The organism is Thermoactinomyces sp. DSM 45891 (genome assembly GCF_900119485.1).
GTDB lineage: Bacteria > Bacillota > Bacilli > Thermoactinomycetales > Thermoactinomycetaceae > Baia.
This window is the reverse complement of sequence record NZ_FPJZ01000007.1, coordinates 1-17,884: the sequence shown is the minus strand read 5'-3', so window position 1 is coordinate 17,884 and position 17,884 is coordinate 1. Positions and strand designations below refer to the sequence as shown.

Annotated in this window: 16 protein-coding genes; 8 read left to right on the top strand and 8 right to left on the bottom strand. The window is 41.3% G+C overall.

Annotated features, from left to right (window positions below; translation table 11 throughout):
- Positions 1-858 (bottom strand): YihY/virulence factor BrkB family protein, encoded by an 858-nt coding sequence (locus tag BT147_RS07675; RefSeq protein WP_177239737.1) that lies wholly within the window; start codon positions 856-858, stop codon positions 1-3.
- Between the two features lie 90 nt (positions 859-948).
- On the opposite strand from BT147_RS07675, the gene BT147_RS07670 reads away from it, so the two are divergent.
- From BT147_RS07670 to BT147_RS07650, 5 genes are all read left to right on the top strand, one after another.
- Positions 949-2,277, top strand: a complete 1,329-nt coding sequence (locus BT147_RS07670; RefSeq protein ID WP_072333164.1) for a helix-turn-helix domain-containing protein — start codon at positions 949-951, stop codon at positions 2,275-2,277.
- A 92-nt stretch (positions 2,278-2,369) separates the two neighbouring features.
- Positions 2,370-3,080: a 2,3,4,5-tetrahydropyridine-2,6-dicarboxylate N-acetyltransferase gene (gene dapD, locus BT147_RS07665; RefSeq protein WP_072333161.1), complete on the top strand. Its 711-nt coding sequence runs from the start codon at positions 2,370-2,372 to the stop codon at positions 3,078-3,080.
- A gap of 59 nt (positions 3,081-3,139) precedes the next feature.
- Positions 3,140-4,345, top strand: a complete 1,206-nt coding sequence (locus BT147_RS07660) for an aspartate aminotransferase family protein (protein WP_072333158.1) — start codon at positions 3,140-3,142, stop codon at positions 4,343-4,345.
- A 31-nt stretch (positions 4,346-4,376) separates the two neighbouring features.
- Positions 4,377-5,507: an N-acetyldiaminopimelate deacetylase gene (locus BT147_RS07655; RefSeq protein WP_072333155.1), complete on the top strand. Its 1,131-nt coding sequence runs from the start codon at positions 4,377-4,379 to the stop codon at positions 5,505-5,507.
- 294 nt (positions 5,508-5,801) lie between these two features.
- Entirely contained in the window at positions 5,802-8,609 is a 2,808-nt protein-coding gene (locus tag BT147_RS07650; RefSeq protein WP_072333152.1) for a metallophosphoesterase, read from the top strand.
- A 101-nt stretch (positions 8,610-8,710) separates the two neighbouring features.
- Here BT147_RS07650 and sufB read toward each other — a convergent pair whose 3' ends face one another.
- Genes sufB through sufC form a run of 5 tightly spaced genes read right to left on the bottom strand, consistent with a single transcriptional unit; the run spans position 8,711 to position 13,896 of the window.
- Positions 8,711-10,153, bottom strand: a complete 1,443-nt coding sequence (gene sufB / locus BT147_RS07645; protein WP_072333149.1) for a Fe-S cluster assembly protein SufB — start codon at positions 10,151-10,153, stop codon at positions 8,711-8,713.
- A gap of 18 nt (positions 10,154-10,171) precedes the next feature.
- Positions 10,172-10,600, bottom strand: coding sequence for a Fe-S cluster assembly sulfur transfer protein SufU (gene sufU / locus BT147_RS07640; RefSeq protein ID WP_072333146.1), 429 nt, complete (start codon positions 10,598-10,600; stop codon positions 10,172-10,174).
- Entirely contained in the window at positions 10,587-11,810 is a 1,224-nt protein-coding gene (locus BT147_RS07635) for a cysteine desulfurase (RefSeq protein ID WP_072333143.1), read from the bottom strand. Before BT147_RS07635 ends, sufU begins: the two co-directional genes overlap by 14 nt.
- Positions 11,807-13,096 (bottom strand): Fe-S cluster assembly protein SufD, encoded by a 1,290-nt coding sequence (gene sufD, locus BT147_RS07630; RefSeq protein ID WP_072333403.1) that lies wholly within the window; start codon positions 13,094-13,096, stop codon positions 11,807-11,809. Before sufD ends, BT147_RS07635 begins: the two co-directional genes overlap by 4 nt.
- A 14-nt stretch (positions 13,097-13,110) precedes the next feature.
- Complete coding sequence (sufC, locus tag BT147_RS07625) at positions 13,111-13,896, bottom strand: Fe-S cluster assembly ATPase SufC (protein ID WP_072333140.1); 786 nt, start codon at positions 13,894-13,896, stop codon at positions 13,111-13,113.
- 310 nt (positions 13,897-14,206) lie between these two features.
- Between sufC and BT147_RS15470 the strand changes: the two genes are divergently transcribed.
- Together BT147_RS15470 and BT147_RS07620 are read left to right on the top strand one after the other, a co-directional pair.
- A complete protein-coding gene (locus BT147_RS15470; RefSeq protein ID WP_177239735.1) occupies positions 14,207-14,383 on the top strand; it encodes a hypothetical protein in 177 nt (58 codons plus the stop codon).
- 272 nt (positions 14,384-14,655) lie between these two features.
- Positions 14,656-15,177: a hypothetical protein gene (locus tag BT147_RS07620; protein WP_072333136.1), complete on the top strand. Its 522-nt coding sequence runs from the start codon at positions 14,656-14,658 to the stop codon at positions 15,175-15,177.
- Between the two features lie 96 nt (positions 15,178-15,273).
- Here BT147_RS07620 and BT147_RS07615 read toward each other — a convergent pair whose 3' ends face one another.
- On the bottom strand, positions 15,274-15,753 hold the full coding sequence (locus BT147_RS07615) for a CBS domain-containing protein (protein ID WP_072333133.1): 480 nt from the start codon (positions 15,751-15,753) through the stop codon (positions 15,274-15,276).
- A 184-nt stretch (positions 15,754-15,937) separates the two neighbouring features.
- On the bottom strand, positions 15,938-16,633 hold the full coding sequence (locus tag BT147_RS07610; protein ID WP_072333129.1) for a hypothetical protein: 696 nt from the start codon (positions 16,631-16,633) through the stop codon (positions 15,938-15,940).
- A gap of 145 nt (positions 16,634-16,778) precedes the next feature.
- On the opposite strand from BT147_RS07610, the gene BT147_RS07605 reads away from it, so the two are divergent.
- Positions 16,779-17,630, top strand: coding sequence for an EamA family transporter (locus BT147_RS07605; RefSeq protein WP_072333126.1), 852 nt, complete (start codon positions 16,779-16,781; stop codon positions 17,628-17,630).
- Positions 17,631-17,884: the final 254 nt, after the last annotated feature.

Genomic DNA, 17,884 nt, shown 5'->3' with positions numbered 1-17,884 from the left:
TCACCCGCCTTCCTTTTTACTATCCTTCATTCTGGTCTGAATCTGACAGAGGGTGGCATTAAACATCCCGCCTATAATTAATATAAGCGCGCTTAAATAGAACCAACCCAATAACACCATCCAAGCTCCTAAATTCCCATACACTAATGAGTAGTTGCCAAATCTCCCTACATAGATCGCAAAAAAGTACGAGCTGATTTGCCAACCAAATGTAGCAAGTAATGCCCCAGGGAGTGCGTCTCGATATCCAACATGGGTGTGAGGAGCAAATACATATAGGAAGAAAAAAACAATAAATAAAATCATACTCCCTGCCGACCAACGTAGAAGCAACCATACATCAATAAAGCCTGATGTTGCCCCTAGCCAAGGGAACAAGGTGTGTGCTAACACTTCTCCAAATATAGAAACAACTAGCGAAACAATCAAACCTATTAAAATACCTACCATCAAAAAAAAGCCGACCCATAACTGTTTCCAAAAAGTACGTTCTTGCTTTACTTGATACGCATTATTTAATATACGTATAATAGAGTGGAATGCTAGTGAGGCGATATAGATGGTCGCCACCAAGCTGATCGAAAGTACTTTACCACTCTTTTGATCCATAATACCATATAAATTGCTACGAATAAGTTCATAGGTAGAAGGTGGAGCATAGGGATGGATCGTTTCAAGAAGCTCTGCACCTGAAATCGGAAGATATCCAATGATCGTGAAAGCTAACATTAAAAATGGAAATAATGAAAGTAACAGATAATATGCCAGTTGAGCCGCTAAGTCACCCACCCGATCCTCCAAATAGCGATGCGTAATTGTAATAATTACCTCTTTGCATATTTTCCATATGTTTAACAACTCCTTTCTCCTTTCCGTTTTAGCATTTAATCTATTTATAGCCTTTTTTTCTGATATGCAATCTTACATAAAAAACCGAGGTGAACTAACATGACTCTAATCTCACTGCATGAAATGGGCGAAGTGATCCGCAGAGTGAGAAAAGAACGCGGATTAAGACTAGAAGACTTAGCTGACGAAAACATCTCCCCTGCTACTGTCAGTAATATTGAACGTGGTGTAGCGCATGTAAGCCCAGAAAAAGTAACCTATCTACTTGACAAATTAGATATCCCTGCCCAAAAACTACCTGAAATTCTGGAAAAAGAACAACAAGAATTACAGGAATTATTTGTTCAGCTACAAATCGTTAGTACTCTTCGTGAGATCGGAAAATTTGATGAAGCTTTACAAACCCTAGACAGCATGCCTGTTGATGATCACCACCCGTTAATTCCTCAAGTTTACTACTACAAAGGTAGATGTTATTTTTCGAAAAAGAAGTATCGCCAAGCAGAGCGAGCTTTTCATAATGCGATTCGCAGTGTACAACAAGGAGAAAATCAGGAAAATAATATCGAATCGGCTGGTTACCTCATGTTAGGTGTAATCGCTTATCTCCAAAACAATCTGACTCAAGCCCTCACCTATGCAAATCAGGGCTTAAATGTCTGGGTACAGGGAGGGGAGCGCCTTCATATCCGGCATCTCCTCCTAAGGAATAAAGGAGTTTGTCTACAGCGATTAGGTCGTATCACAGAAGGAATGCAATTAATACAGGAGATTTGGGATGAAGTAGAGCAAGTGGATCGAATAGAAACAAAACTTATGTTCTATTGGCTCCGAGCTGACTTTTCGAAACGCTCCGGTTTCCTTGATGAAGCAATCCAGTTTACCTTACAAGGAATTACCCTTGCGAGAAGAAATAGTAAGCTGGTCTCTCTTTTCGAACTCTGGACACTGCTTGGCTCAATCTACCTAGAGCAAAAGAAATATCACCTAGCCGAGCAAGCTTTAGAGACAGCCCAAAAGCTACGCGGATCTTTCCCAGATGGAGCACGGTTAGCGAGTGTCTATACCCAATTCGGCCTCCTATCCATGGTAAATAAAGATCTAGACAAGTCCTACGAGTATTTCCTCGAGGCTATTACGATTTCCAAGAAATATCAAGATGCAGCACGCCTAATCTCGAATTTATCTGTCATGGGTGAGATTTGCCGTAAAAGAGGACAGGCAGCAGAGGCTATCGATTATTTACAGCAAGCAGTGGCTCTAGCAGAAAAACATGAGTATAAAGAAAGAGAAGCGAAGCTGTGGATGCAACTTGCTAGCTGTTATGAGGGAATCGATGATAAGGAATTTATCCACTGTATGCGGAAGACGTACTCTCTTCAGCAAACAAAGCAAGAGTCCTATATCGTTCACAACGACATTATCTAAGAACCGATCCAACCTTTAGTACCGAAATCGAGTGTGCTATACTTTAAAAGTTAGCTGTATTTTTTTAGAATGCCAAAGGGGATGAACACTACATGCAACTGATGGATGCGAATCAGATCATTGACTTTATCAAGAACAGCGAGAAAAAAACTCCTGTAAAAGTATATATAAAAGGACAGTTAGAAAATATATCCTTTGGAGAAAATATAAAAACATTTATTAATGGCCATATCGGCACCATTTTTGGTGATTGGAAAGACATCCAGCCGATCTTACAGGCATATGAGTCTCAGATTGAAGACTTCGTAGTAGAAAATGACCGGCGCAACTCTGCTATTCCGCTTCTTGAAAACAAACATATCCATGCCCGTATTGAACCAGGAGCCATTATTCGTGATCAAGTCGAAATCGGGGCAAACGCAGTAATCATGATGGGGGCCGTCATCAATATCGGCTCTGTGATCGGTGAAGGGACCATGGTCGACATGAATGCAGTAATCGGTGGACGTGGTACCGTGGGCAAAAATTGTCACATCGGAGCAGGCGTTGTGATCGCAGGTGTTATCGAACCACCATCCGCTACTCCCGTCATCGTAGAAGATAATGTATTAATAGGAGCAAATGCAGTTGTCTTAGAAGGGGTCCGTATTGGAGAAGGTTCCGTCGTAGCCGCTGGAGCCGTTGTGGTAGACGACGTTCCGCCAAATGTAGTTGTAGCGGGTACTCCTGCTCGAATCATCAAAGAGATCGATGAAAAAACCCGCTCTAAAACTGAAATCAAACAAGAATTACGCCAATTGTAAGCAGAGAGGGCCCTTCGGGGCTCCTTTTCATATTTCAAACTCGTGTGAGGTGTCGCTTCATGAAATCAATTCGGCAACTAGATGAAACCTTTATCATGCATACGGTAAAACGACTTCCAATCGCCATAGATCACGCCCATGGCAATTATCTAACCGATATGGAAGGTAATACATACCTAGACCTTTTCACAGGACTGGGAGTAAATACACTCGGCCACTCCCACCCTCGTCTCATGGAAACATTGATGGAACAAGGAAAGCGTTTTTTACATATTAGCAATCTATTCTTAAACTCTCCTGCTGTTCAGCTAGCACAAAGACTTGTCGAACACACCGTCAAAGATGGCAAAGTATACTTCTGCAACTCTGGGGCTGAAGCGACAGAAGCCGCTATTAAACTCATACACAAATGGAGTAAAACATATGCTCCCGATCGACACGGCATAATCGTGTATACAAATGGTTTTCACGGACGAACACTAGGTGCTGTCCGACTCACACGTCAACCACATATTTATCAAGACTTCCCTGAGTTAGACTACCCTGTGTTTGAAGCGACAACCATCGAACAACTAGAAGACATTTGCCGTACGGAAAAGCCTGCCGCTGCCCTATTCGAGCCGATTTTGGGAGCTGGTGGCGTTCATTCCCTACCACACAACTTTCTGCTCCGTTCCCAAGAATTATGCCAAGAACACGGAATGTTATTTGCTCTCGATGAGATTCAAACCGGCATCGGACGTACAGGTTCTCTATTTGCCTATCAACATGAAGAATTACCAGGGCTCACACCCGATCTAATCTTATTTGCCAAAGGAATTGGTGGCGGACTTCCACTTGGGGGAATCATCTCAAATCACAAAGCAGCCGATATATTTGGGTACGGTGACCATGGAACCACCTTTGCTCCCTCCCCTCTCAGCGCGGCCCTAGGAAATACCGTCCTAGATCTATTGCTAGAAGAAGGGGAATTAGAAAAAGGACGTCTCGCCGCACAAGAACTTTGGGCTGGCTTACACGTGCTACAAGAGCAATTCCCGAAACAAATCACCACCATCCAAGGTCGTGGTATGATGATCGGAATTCGTACGAAGCTCACAGCAGATCAAGTCACTCACATCCAAAAAGAACTTCTTACCCGCGGTATCCTAGTCGACATCGCCGCCAAAACCGTCATTAGGCTTCTCCCCCCTCTGACTTTACAAAAGAGCGAAATCAAGCATTTCCTTACTACAATAAGGGAAGTCTTACTACAGTTCGCCTAAAAATCACTCCATTGAAAGGAGAACGATACCGATGAAGCCAAACCTAACTCAAATTCGCCGCGATCTCCATCAAATTCCTGAGCCTGGATTCGAAGAGTTTCAAACCCAAAAATATATTCTATCCTTTCTCGACTCACTTCCACAGGATCGCCTTGAACTGCAAACATGGCGAACCGGCGTACTGGTACGGATCACAGGGAAAAAACCACGTCAAACCATCGCCTACCGAACAGACATGGACGGTTTGCCACTCACGGAGCAAACGACCCTTCCTTTCCCTTCGAAGCATCAAGGGTATATGCATGCTTGTGGCCACGATTTACATATGACCATTGCACTTGGCCTTATTCATCACTTCGTCCATCATCCCGTCGATGATCACTTGCTATTCCTCTTCCAACCTGCCGAAGAGGGACCTGGCGGTGCAGAGCCCATGCTCCAAAGTGAAGAATTTCAGCGCTGGAAACCCGATCAGATCTATGCGCTTCACATCGCACCTGAATACCCAGTTGGTACCATTGCCACCCGAGCAGGGATCTTATTTGCCAATACACAAGAAATCTTTATCCACCTTAAAGGCAAAAGTGGCCATGCTGCCTATCCACACCTTGCTCATGATATGGTTGTCGCCGCATGCCAGCTCGTCGGTCAGCTACAAACAGTCATAGCTCGCAACATAAATCCGCTCGATTCAGCCATTATTACCATCGGGAAACTACATGCCGGTACGAAAGAAAACATCATTGCAGGAGAAGCGCTTCTTGAAGGAACAATTCGTACCTTATCTTCCGAATCCATGGAACTGATAAAAGAACGCTGTCAATCCATCATCCAGGGCATCGAAGAATCTTTCCAATGCAAAGGAACCCTCACATGGGGATCAAACTATTGCCAAGTATATAACCACCATCAACTTACCCAAGAATTTATGAACTGGACCCGTACGGAAACAACATTTCAGCTTATTGAATGCAAGGAAGCCCTCACAGGCGAAGACTTCGGCTACTTCCTTGAACAAATCCCCGGGATGATGCTCTGGTTAGGCGTCGACACCCCATACGGACTCCATCATCCACAAATTGAGCCAAACGAAGATGCTATCTCTGTCGCGGTTGAGTTGATGAGTCGTTATTTGACACATGTAACTTTGAGAGAAAAATAAGAACTGCACCTCCAACTGTTGGATTTTATTTGGCATTATCCCCTCAAGGTAGACAGATGCAAAATTGCCCCCATAATGTAGTTTGAGGGCGTTAGAGTCTATTTTAGAGTCTATTATGGAGGGGATTTTCTATGTCTAGAAAAGGACGGAAACTTCGCAGCCTGTCCCTCTCAAACAGCCTACTGTATCTATTTCTGTGACACACCACCATTTTAAATAAATTTGAAACAATTAAAAAAAATACACATAGTATACTGTGTTAAATTATATTTATACAAAAAAGGAGCATGTAAAATGGAAAATAAACCTCCTATTTCCAATAACGATGATCTCGGACCATTACTACAATCTGTAGTCTTTACTTCTGATCCACAATATCCTTGGACTCCGTGTACAGATAACACAAATTGTGTCCCATATGGTTACAATGGAAATACCTGCCAAACATGTAATGATGACGCAGGATGTCAGAGTGTAGAAAATCCAAGTACCAAAAGGGGTAATTCTATAAATTTGATCTTAGAGCAATACTATTCTATAAATGCATATGCCGATTCCGTAGGGACAAATATCGTTACCATGATCATAAATGGTGATTTGACAGCTTATGGTCATAATCAATCTACAAGTCCAGAATATCAATGGAATGATATGAAAAATATGCTTAAAACACTAAAAATCCCTTATTATTTTGGTCTAGGTAATCATGATCAGATAAATAATCGAAATAATTGCAAAAATATCCTGACAGGTGATTATGATATTTGCTTCGAGAATTCAATGGGCGAGTTGATAAATCAAGACCTAAATGACGTAGAACCCGGGCATAGTCAGTGGGAATATAATTTGAAACAAGGACGGGACTGGAGGTACTATGGAAGTTTTGCGTATCACATGGGGCTCACCGGTAAGTCTTGGAATCAAATGCTACCACATATCTATTTTATTCAATTAAATAGCTTTCCTACACTAATACACGGTAATTACACGTATGACGTGCGGCCAATCGATATCGAAAATTGGTTGAAATTTCAATTAGACTATCCAGGTACCTTTGACGCTCCCTACATTACCATTCTAAATATACATCAACTCGATGATTGGGATACGAGTGATCATGCAGTGGATAATGATACTAAACAAAGGTTTGCCAATGTAATGAGGCAATATAAAGATAAGATTGCTGCCGTTTTTGGTGGCCATTATCACTATAGTGCTGGGGATTCATCAGATAGCGCGCCGGAGATTTGGGGCGATATCCCTCGATTTTTATCCGGTAGTGCTATGAATAAATCGTATTTAATTTTAGAACAGTATCCAGATACCCATGTACTGTACTTAGTATGTAACAATGATTGGGTAAATAAAAAAGAAATCGCTCGTTTTGATTATGCGAATGTTCCAAAGAAGATTCAAATTCCAGCACAAGAATTTCCATGTTCATATGATGAAGAAAACGCGTCAGAAAAGGTTATTTGGGGATCACCCGTCGGTCCTGTTGCAACAGAATTCGATGTTAATGATTTCGTGAACCAATATACTTTTTATTTGAATGGGCAACCAGTTAATGTGAAACATGATTTATCATCATATACCGGTCAGTTTGATACAATAACATTAAAGCTCCTCTGCCCCTATGATGATGATACTTTGTATTTCAATGGTGGGACAGTTATTCTAAAATTGAATTCGTCAACATCCATTGAGACACCTGAAGATGTAGAAAGAATCACTCAACAGGTCCATGCGATATTCTCCTCTTCCTATACCAAATTAACTCCTGCAACTTCTAGCTATCAAATCCATCAATTACTCATGAAAATCAATGCCATCTCTGCTGATTTATTTGGAAAAGAAAAAGCACAATTACGTAAATTCATCAGACGCGCCATACGACTTGCACGGGAGCGGAACCTACTAGTAGGTGGAGACTTTGAAAACACTGATAAATGGTTACTTGGGGAATTAGCAGCGGTGGCCGATAATTTAGATGATTTTTCTGGTTACTATCTCTCGTTATCAGGAGCTACTGAAACGAAAGATAGTTCTAGCTCCTATGCTTATCAAAAAATAGAGGAATCCAAATTAAAACCAAATACAAAGTATCGGTTTTCTTGCTTTATTAGGTCTTGCCAGTACTTAGAACTTTCTATCTATCGCTATGGACAAGAAGTGAAAAAAATATTAACGGTTCCATCTACCAAGTCAGGATCTCATTCTGATCCGAGTTGTGACAAGCCAGATCTTCATTTCTTCCGTGAGACCATTGATGTAGGTAGCCTATATCCAGACACAAACCCAGGGATTGAAGTAAGTCTTCGTATTCTATCACCAGCACCAGATGGTTTTGCAACACTCAGCAATCTAGAAATCGTGGAAGAACGTCCACTTAACGAAAAAGAGATACAAAAAATACAACGGAAAGAACCTAAATGGAAAATAGAAGTAGAGAAAGAACGCATCAAAATCAATACACTCTTACAACCTATTATCACGAAAATCAACGCCTTCTTTGTAGGGGCAAACTGGGACGGTGAGATTCTCCCTCCTTTTACCTATCAAGATATATACTCTATTGCATTACCAGAATTAGCAGCACTACCAAAGTTAAGACATTGGATAATGACAGATGCTAGAGGAAACTCCTCTATGATATTGAGGAGAATGAAGAACGCACTACAGCGTCTATTCACGTACGAACAAGAACAAAATCTACTTAACAATGGCGGCTTTACCAATGGATTACGTCATTGGACTGTAGAAGGGGATGTTAAAACGATAGATTTAGAAGCTGGAAATCGCGCATTACAACTTTCAAATCTAGACGCAATTGCAACACAAGCTATCGATATCGTAGACTTCGATGAAGAGAAAGAGTATAAGTTGGTCATACGATCAAAAGGGGATGGCACCATTTCGATTCAACATGGTGATGACGCGGTAGAAACAATAGAAGTTCGTTCTCAGTATGATTTTGATTTCTATCATTCAGAACCAATGTCCTTCGAAGCAGCATCTCTCGTTGTAGAACTACAATCAGATGATAGTGAATTTATCGTAGATTATGTAGAAATCATTGAACTGTGGCCAGAAGAATCATGATATCTATGAAATAATCCAGAACACCACAGGACTTAGCGTCATCTACTCAAGAAACGCAAAGAATCCGTCTCTCTTTGGAAACGGATTCTTTGTGTTTTCGATTAGCCAATCGAGCCTTCCATCTCAAACTTGATAAGACGGTTCATCTCAACTGCATATTCCATTGGTAACTCTTTCGTAAATGGTTCAATAAAGCCCATGATAATCATCTGAGTTGCTTCATTTTCCGAAAGCCCACGACTCATCAAGTAGAAAAGTTGATCCTCGGAAACTTTCGATACAGTCGCTTCATGCTCCAACATAATGTTATCATTTTGAATCTCATTATATGGGATCGTATCCGAAGTAGACTGGTCATCCAAGATGAGGGTATCACATTTCACATTTGCCTTCGATCCTTCGGAGTTTTTACCAAACTTGGTTAAACCACGATAGGTAACTTTCCCACCCTGTTTACTAATCGACTTCGAAATAATAGTCGCTGTACAGTTAGGGGCTAGCATCGTTACTTTCGCACCCGCATCTTGATGCTGTTCTTTTCCAGCTACGGCGATGGAAAGAATATCTGCTTTTCCGCCTTCACCTTTCATCACAACAGCTGGATACTTCATAGTAAGTTTCGAACCAATGTTACCATCTACCCATTCCATGTGTCCGCCTGCTTCACAAACGGCACGCTTCGTCACAAGGTTGTAGATGTTTGGCGCCCAGTTTTGGATGGTAGTATAACGAACACGAGCATTTTTCTTAACCACAATCTCAACTACTGCACTATGAAGGGAATCTGTGCTGTAGATCGGAGCCGTACAACCTTCTACATAGTGAACAAAGCTGCCTTCATCCGCGATGATCAAAGTACGCTCGAATTGCCCCATATTCTCTGAGTTAATGCGGAAATAGGCTTGTAGTGGCACTTCACATTTCACACCAGGTGGTACATAGATGAAAGATCCACCAGACCACACCGCACTATTTAATGCAGAAAACTTATTATCCACCGTCGGAATGACCGTTCCGAAGTACTCTCGGAAGATTTCTGGATGCTCACGAAGAGCCGTTTCCGTATCACAGAAGATCACACCTTGATCTTCTAATTCTTTTTGCATGCTGTGATAGACAACTTCAGATTCATACTGAGCCGATACACCTGCTAAGAATTTTTGCTCTGCTTCTGGAATTCCAAGTTTATCAAATGTCTGCTTAATCTCGTCTGGTACCTCTTCCCATGTCTTACCTTGTCGTTCTGAAGGCTTCACATAGTAAGTGATGTTATCGAAGTCCAGTTCACTTAGATTACCTGGCAGCAAGGAGAACCATTTGCTATTCAGATCATCCGGCATAGGCATTTTTTCAAATTGCTCTAGCGCCTTGAGACGGAACTGCAACATCCAGTCCGACTCTCCCTTCATACGGGAAATTTCTTCTACGATCTGACGGTTAAGACCCCGCTTCGAACGGAACACCGATACATCTTTATCGCGAAATCCGTATTTATAATCGGAGATTTCAGGTACATCACTGTAATCAGGTACATTTTGTGCCATGTTTCTCTCCTCCTTCAATTATTTATATTCATTTACCCCTTTTTCGAGAGCTTTCCACGCCAGCGTTGCACATTTGATACGAGCAGGAAATTTTGCCACTCCAGTCAGGGCTTCGATATCTTCTAGCGGGAATTTCTCAATATCGATCTCTTCTCCCTGCATCATACGAGAAAATAGATCAACAAGTTCTAAGGCCTGTTCATACGTTAACCCTTTTACTGCTTCTGTCATCATGGAGGCGGAAGATAGGCTGATAGAGCAACCTTCACCCGTAAACATCGCCTTCGTAATCTTACCCTCTTTTAAGTGAAGTTGTAGGGAAATACGATCCCCACACGTAGGATTGTTAAGCTCAATTGAGACGGTTCCATCTTCAAACGTCCCTTTATTACGCGGATGTTGATAATGATCCATGATGACGCGGCGATAAAGATCATCTAAAGACATGTCCGAAGTACTCCTTTGTCTTTTTTAATCCTTTTACAAGGGCATCAATGTCCGATTCGTCATTATAGAGATAAAAGCTCGCACGCGCTGTAGCAGTCGCTTTTAACCATCTCATCAACGGTTGACAACAATGGTGGCCAGCACGAACGGCGATTCCCTCTGCATCGAGCACAGTAGCCACATCATGTGGGTGAACATCATCCAGATTAAATGTAACAAGACTTGTACGTTCTGACTTAGGACCATAAATCGTAAGCCCCTCGATCTGGCTCATCTGCTCAGCTGCGTACGTAGCCAGTTTGCGGTCGTGCGCCTCCATTATATCCATTCCTACGGATTCTAGATAGTCGATAGCAGCTCCAAGCCCAATTGCTCCTGCGATGATCGGAGTCCCACCTTCAAATTTCCAAGGTAGCTCTTTCCAAGTAGAATCATGCAGGTCGACCAAATCGATCATTTCTCCGCCAAACTCAATCGGTTCCATCTGCTCGAGCAAAGACTTCTTCCCATATAGTACTCCGATTCCCGTAGGGCCCATCATTTTATGGCCAGAAAATTGATAGAAGTCTACATCCAAGTCTTGAACGTCCACTCTCATATGCGGCGCCGCTTGAGCACCATCTACAGAGATGACACCTCCCACCGCATGAACCATCTGTGCAAGTTCTTTAATCGGTTGTACCGTCCCCATCACATTCGATAAATGGTGGATTGCCACTATCTTCGTTTGTGGTGTAATCATCTCGGCTATTTTCGCTATATCTAGTGTCCCATCTGCTTCTAGCGGAAGAAACTTAAAAGTAGCTCCTGTCGCTTTAGCCGCCTGTTGCCAAGGGATAAAATTACTATGATGTTCCGCCACCGTGGTGATAATCTCATCACCTGGTTTAAGATTCGCCCTCGCATAACTGGAAGCAACTAGATTGATCGCTGTTGTCGTGCCCCGGGTAAAAATAATCTCTTGAACCGATTTAGCATGAATGAATTTGCGTACCTTTTCACGAGCACCTTCAAATCCATCTGTTGCCTTTGTCCCCAGAGTATGAACGCCACGATGAACGTTTGAGTTATAGCCTTCATAATACTGGGTCATTGCTTCGATAACGGAATACGGCTTCTGAGAAGTTGCCCCACTATCTAAGTAAACTAACGGGTGACCGTTTACCTGTTGGTGTAGGATCGGAAAATCCTTTTTCCATGGGTTAGTCATCGTAGTTTCCTCTCGATTAACTGATGAATCGTTTTACGTAAGCTATCAGAAGGGATCTCCGAAACAACTGCATCTAAGAATCCCCGGACAACGAGACGCTCTGCCTCTACACGCGAAATGCCACGAGACATTAGATAATACAATTGATTCTCGTCCACTCGGCCAACAGAGGCCGCATGACCCGCTGTTACGTCATTTTCATCAATTAGCAAGATTGGATTTGAATCACCACGAGATTGATCACTAAGCATTAGCACTTTACTCGATTGTTGACCATCCGCTTTACTAGCACCCTTCTCGATCTTCGTAATACTGTTTGTAATGCTAGAAGCATTATCTTTCATCACCGCACGCGCATTTACGTCACTCGCAGTGTGCGTACCCCAATGGTACGCCGAGGAAGTAATATTGGCTCTCATATCTCCAGAACCAAGGGCTACAGATTTTACGTTTGCGATACCACCTGATTCATTAAGGTGACTTGTGCTATCGGAAATCACGCGACCTTCGCTAAGATCGGCAATGATATATTCTACTTCTGCATCGCGGCCGATATTGGCACGTCGATATAATACGTCAACAGTAGAAGTTCCCATGTGATTAATTGTAGCAAGCCTCACTTTTGCATTTTGCTTCGCAATGACTTCAATCACGGCGTTAGAGAGTGCTACCTCCCCTTTGGAAGCAAAGTTTGCCACAAATTCCACGCGGCTATTCTCTTCTGCCACAATCACTACATGCGGGAAAATCGCAACCTGTTCCCCTTCTGCATAGAAGAGGCCTTGGAATGGGATTTCTACTTCTACATTGCGTGGTACATAGAGGAAGATCCCTCCCGTAGCCAGTGCGCCGTGTTGGGCAGCCAAACGGTGCGCATCCTTCGTAACCAGAGTCATAAAGGTCTGCTTGACCAAATCCTCGTGATTACTACTAGCTGTATGCAAATCCGTAAAAATAACACCTTTGGCTTGTAACTCATCCTGCAGTTGCTTATAAACCACAGATGAATTTTTCTGCACCAAGACGTTTTTTTCATCAAACAAAAGCGCTTGTACCTCTTCTGGCAATTCACTCAAGTTTTGTAGAGGAGACGCTTCTGTATAAGGAATAAAGCGATCAAAGTTCCATTTACTTAGATTGGTTTTCTCCAATTTAGGTAGCGGAAGCTCATTTATTTTTTGAAAAGCGGCCAAACGATGCTCTAACATCCAAGCAGGCTCCCTAAGATCCTGAGACAGCTTGGCTATAAACTGACCATCAAACTGCAATTTTGTCTCTAAGCTCATCGCCAACACCATCCTTACCCTTTTCCTACGGTTTCGTCTTCAATACCCAACTCTTCTTTTACCCAGTCATAGCCTTCTGCCTCAAGGCGCTCAGCTAGTTCGGGTCCACCTGATTTCACGATACGCCCCTGCATAAATACATGAACAAAGTCCGGTTTAATATAATTCAACAAACGTTGATAGTGAGTGATAATGAGACAACCAAACTCATCATTACGCATCGAGTTTAGACCCTCTGCTACTACTTTTAACGCGTCAATATCAAGGCCCGAGTCAATCTCGTCTAAGATTGCTATGCCTGGCTTAAGCATCATCAATTGTAAGATCTCGTTACGCTTCTTTTCTCCACCTGAGAAGCCTTCATTCAGATAACGAGTAGCAAACTTTTGATCCATCTCTAGTACGTCCATCTTAGAGTCCATCTCACGGATAAACTTCATAAGCGAGATTTCATTTCCTTCGCCACGCTTCGCATTTACTGCACTACGAAGGAAATCAGAGTTCGTGACACCACTTATTTCAGATGGATATTGCATAGCTAGAAAAAGACCCGCACGAGCACGCTCGTCTACTTCCATTTCCAGTAAGTCTTCTCCATTTAGATGTGCTTCCCCGCCTGTGATCTCATACTTGGGATGACCCATTAGAGCAGAAGCGAGTGTGGACTTACCTGTTCCGTTCGGTCCCATGATGGCATGAATTTCTCCACCCTTGATCTCAACATTGACACCCTTTAAGATTTCTCGCCCTTCGATCTCTACTTTTATATCTTTGAGCGTTAGATTCGGTTTATTTGACATTCTATTCCCTCCATGAAATCAAAATCGATACCTATATATTCTCGTAATCATAAATGCAAAACGTCCATTCCGTTGAATCGACGTTAGCACATTCTCTCTAAATCAAGGATATGATATGATGAAATCAAAATCTAGATTAGAGTGATTATCAAGTGATTCTCATTTTATTCTACTCGACCTCTCGTAGGAGTTCAAGAAATGTTTCCAAAATGAATTTCTTTAACGCTATTATAGCCTTCACTCCTACACCGTACCCATGTTATTTCAGTACAATCAAATATTTTTATTCTTCACAAAAGAGGTGCAAAACATGAGCCAACCCGTTCGCTGCATTGAGTGTTATAAAAATCGTCCTGGTGGAAGGTGTGATTTTTGCCCTCTGCACAAGAAAAACAGAAATCATTACATACCACTAGAAAATGGTTGGTTTTCTTTAAAAAAAGAACAGGAACCAAAATCTAAAGATAAAAATAAAGGAATTCAGTAAAATTTTTCTCTATTTCTCTAATATATTGTGCACTTTTTCCGTATCTTTTTCTCTATGAATTCGATAAAATAGATTTGTGTCTATCATTTCCATCGATTTCCTCCCTTCATACTTATTTTTCAAAACACATTAATCATTCAATCTTTCTACACACTCATTGCTAATAGAACATCCATCATTCATGTAAAATAGAAGTAGCTATATAATCCTCTCTAGAAAGTAGCTTTTATCCATTTTTTTCTCTTTCTTATTTTCGCTAGGAGGCAGATTTTATGAAGAAGATTCGCACTCGTAATCAAGATTTCAACCTCGCCCATGAAAATGTTTTTCCCTTATTATTGAATAGAACGATTGAAAAAAAGCGATGGCCTATGGCTTATGAGCAAAAATCAGATTACCAAATCTCTTCAACAGAACCAATTGGTGTTACGACCTACAGATACAGCCTAAGTAAAAGAAGGCTACTAAAATTTTGGGAACAGCAACGTAAAGAGGTTCGGATTGCACCCTTTCTGCCTGAAATTATACAAGAAATCGTATTTAAAAATGTTTACGACGATATGAAAGAAATGCTAGCAAATTGCTATTATGAAGATTTTCATCTCCCGCTAATGGTAATCACATTACAAAGCTGGCTTCTCCATCAAAAAAACACCTCAATTGAATTAGATCGAAATCATGATACCCTCTATTGGGAAGAAATCATTCAATTTCTCCATACTTGTTCCAAGCGCAAACTGTTACAAGATCTTCAACAACAAGGCAAACACCCCTCTTCTAAACATTTCATTTAACCTAAACGTCAGAAGCCGCCCTAGGGAGGTACCCCTAAAGCGGCTTATTTGTTTTCTCTATTATGTTCCCCAGTACATCATACCTCATTACGAAGACTACACAGGGTCTGCCAATGTCTGCAAGTATTCACCATGAAAATATTCAATTACTTTTTCCATCATTACCCTGCGAGTCAAAATCCCTAAAAATTGGTTCCGTATATCAATAATAGGTATATAGGACCGATTCACTAGGATTTCAAAAGCAAAGGAAAAAATTGAGTTTGATAAGATTCCACTGTGATTCAAATCCATTGCTTCATGCACTTGAAATTGATTTAGCTTTGAAAAATCAAGTTCATTTTCTTTTTCACGACTTAGCTCATACAGATGATCTAAGATATTCGTTTTGCTAATGACTCCTTCAATTTGATTCTCATCATTAATAACAGGAACTGAATTCTGCCCACGACGTGTAAGGACTAATAAAGCACGATCCAACGTCCAATCAGGCTTTACAACTGTTACCAGTTCCTTCGGGATAATGAAAGGGGCGACTTCCTTAGAAAATAATAGAGTTTCAGCATTTCCTTTCATACTAAAAACTCCCTACATTACAAATTTGATATGTGCGTATAGATGCTTCATCTTAACATCCAGCCTCTCTCATTTTACCACCCTTTTCGAATGGAGATAAGAGTTAGTAGCAAAACGTCATGGAAAAAATAAACTTTAACCACAATAAAAACTTATTTTGTACATGGAGACCAGCTACTATCGATCACTCGTGGTACAAGTAAGCTTGTTGCAACAATTGAAAAGCTTCCTCTCCCTGTCCTTGAGACAGAAATTTTTGTGCCTCTTCGATCAGAGAAGGATTGGTTTCCATCGCATACATCTCTGATTGTTTCATCGTAGAACAAGCTTGCTCCCACTTTCCTTCCTCTGCATAAAACAGAGCAAGTTGATGAATCGCATAACAAAGTCCCGGACCTACTAACGCTACACCATCTCGATCTGGATAGCTTGAAAATCGATTTTTTTCTCGATCAATTACCCTTCTTAATTCCTCATCAGCCAATGTATGTTTTCCTGCTTGAAAGCGATAATATTGAAGGTACACCTCCAAATGAACTCTACTCATCATATAACTCATCGAATCAGGATACTGAACTAATGCCTCAGCCATCTCTTCTTCGGCTAGCGCATATTGGCCTCTCTCGGCATCCATCTCCGCCATCTCAATCAAGCTTCTTACATAAGCAAAATGCTGATTCGCATTCTCCTGTGGACCTTCCTGTGCATTCACTGCAAATAGACGGTATGCGAGGTCCTTTAACCCTTTCCGCATGCACGAGACCGCTACTAACATTCGAGCAGTTAGTTCTTGATCAAAATGGTTAAACGTATCGTTAGGAAGCATTCTCCCTACCTCTTCATAAGCTTCTGCTTTTAACTGCATTAAGTCGTTTACCATAAAAACTCCTCCGAAAGACACATTCATATTGCAACTATTGTACCATGCTTACTACGATTCATCTCTTCTATTCACAATTTGTTTAAAGGTTCACGAAGAGTTACAATAGATCCATTCGACAACTAGAAAGGAATTTGTTTTCATCATGTGGATTCTACTCTCACTTTTTTGCTCCTTGGCCTTCGGGTTGGCTGGCTTTATGATGAAAGTCAGCTCCGCAAAAAAAGGCTCGCATACTACGTTACTATTTGGATTATACGTCACTGGCACTCTCGGATTTTTAGGTTATCTTTTAGTTACTGGGGAATGGGATACTTCTCCGATCGTATGGACCGCCGGTCTTATCATTGGTTTCGGATCCATTGCAGGTAATATCTTGTTTATGAAAGCACTAGATTGGGGTCCAGCTAGCCTCACTTCTCCAATTATTAACAGCAACATATTATTTATTGTCATCATGTCTGTTCTATTTTACAACGAATCACTTTCATTAACTGAATCAATTGGTGTTAGCTTATTAGTTTTAGCTATCTTTATCATCCCTATCGACCCAAATGAAAACTTACGGATTCGTAATAAAACATGGTATTTATATGTATTTGTGGCTATGGTCTTATTCTTTTTACGGACAGGTGGTCTCAAAATTACAGAGGAATTAGATCGTTCGAACAGCATGATTCTGTTTATTAGTTACTTGATGGGTGTTATCTGGTTTGCGATTGATTCTTTTTATAAACGAGGGAATCTCGGTTCGACAAGAGCTATAAAAGTGGGTTGGATCTGGGGACTAAGCTCGGGGATTTTTTCTTTTGCAGGGATGCAGGCGTATACGCTAGCGTTGCAAGATGGACCAGCAAGCATCGTTTCCCCGATTTTTGCCACGAATAGTTTGGTGGTAGCGTTGCTTTCTATTTTGGTGTATAAGGAGCGGTTATCGCCTTTTCAGAAGTTGGCACTAGTTCTTCTGGTTATAGGATTGGTGATTATTCGATTGTAGCCTGATTTACTTATTGGGAGTGAACCAAAAAGAGTAGACTCTACGAGGTCTACTCTTTTTATAGGGAATAAAATAAGGGGGAGATCCATATCTTGTTCTATTATTGTAGCATAAACTTTCAATTAAATGAATAGTTATTCGTTTTACAATTCTATTCTTTATAGATAGAAAAAAAACCTCTTCTACTTGAAAATAGAAGAGGTTTTTTGTATTCCTTCAAAACTAAAGAGTGAGTAAGAAACCGAGACCTGAGA

Bases quoted from the DNA above. Each gene is read 5' to 3' on its own strand.
- BT147_RS07670 (WP_072333164.1), top strand. From the start codon at position 949: ATGACTCTAATCTCACTGCATGAAATGGGCGAAGTGATCCGCAGAGTG.
- dapD (WP_072333161.1), top strand. From the start codon at position 2,370: ATGCAACTGATGGATGCGAATCAGATCATTGACTTTATCAAGAACAGC.
- BT147_RS07660 (WP_072333158.1), top strand. From the start codon at position 3,140: ATGAAATCAATTCGGCAACTAGATGAAACCTTTATCATGCATACGGTA.
- BT147_RS07655 (WP_072333155.1), top strand. From the start codon at position 4,377: ATGAAGCCAAACCTAACTCAAATTCGCCGCGATCTCCATCAAATTCCT.
- BT147_RS07650 (WP_072333152.1), top strand. From the start codon at position 5,802: ATGGAAAATAAACCTCCTATTTCCAATAACGATGATCTCGGACCATTA.
- sufB (WP_072333149.1), bottom strand. From the start codon at position 10,153: ATGGCACAAAATGTACCTGATTACAGTGATGTACCTGAAATCTCCGAT.
- sufU (WP_072333146.1), bottom strand. From the start codon at position 10,600: ATGTCTTTAGATGATCTTTATCGCCGCGTCATCATGGATCATTATCAA.
- BT147_RS07635 (WP_072333143.1), bottom strand. From the start codon at position 11,810: ATGACTAACCCATGGAAAAAGGATTTTCCGATCCTACACCAACAGGTA.
- sufD (WP_072333403.1), bottom strand. From the start codon at position 13,096: ATGAGCTTAGAGACAAAATTGCAGTTTGATGGTCAGTTTATAGCCAAG.
- sufC (WP_072333140.1), bottom strand. From the start codon at position 13,896: ATGTCAAATAAACCGAATCTAACGCTCAAAGATATAAAAGTAGAGATC.
- BT147_RS15470 (WP_177239735.1), top strand. From the start codon at position 14,207: ATGAGCCAACCCGTTCGCTGCATTGAGTGTTATAAAAATCGTCCTGGT.
- BT147_RS07620 (WP_072333136.1), top strand. From the start codon at position 14,656: ATGAAGAAGATTCGCACTCGTAATCAAGATTTCAACCTCGCCCATGAA.
- BT147_RS07615 (WP_072333133.1), bottom strand. From the start codon at position 15,753: ATGAAAGGAAATGCTGAAACTCTATTATTTTCTAAGGAAGTCGCCCCT.
- BT147_RS07610 (WP_072333129.1), bottom strand. From the start codon at position 16,633: ATGGTAAACGACTTAATGCAGTTAAAAGCAGAAGCTTATGAAGAGGTA.
- BT147_RS07605 (WP_072333126.1), top strand. From the start codon at position 16,779: ATGTGGATTCTACTCTCACTTTTTTGCTCCTTGGCCTTCGGGTTGGCT.